This window comes from Mesorhizobium sp. WSM4845 (assembly GCF_055811455.1).
Genome location: NZ_JBVVQA010000125.1, coordinates 1 through 272, shown reverse-complemented (window position 1 = coordinate 272; position 272 = coordinate 1). Strand labels below are relative to the sequence as shown.

At 67.6% G+C, this 272-nt stretch carries 1 pseudogene; it reads right to left on the bottom strand.

The window, feature by feature from the left end:
• A pseudogene (locus tag AC0L2C_RS34290) lies at window positions 1-272 on the bottom strand (hypothetical protein); the annotation flags it as partial.

Below are 272 nucleotides of genomic sequence, written 5' to 3'. Positions count from 1 at the left end.
GTGGTCAGTGCTGCGACGGATTCGCCCTCTCCGATGCCGCCTTGTCCTGAAGCGGGGCCGGGATCGACCTCACCGCCCTCCGGTGTCAGCCGCTGGGTGAACTTTGTGCCCTCGGCATCGGCTGGAGCCGCTGCGGCCGGGGCCCTTGCAGCAGCATCGGCAGCCGGCCGCTCGGCCGGGCTCGGCTTCACCAGCGGTTCTACGGTTGCGACCGTCGTGCTGTTGAGACCCAGCATGTTGCTGAACGCGTCCTTGTTCAGCCAGATGCCGTA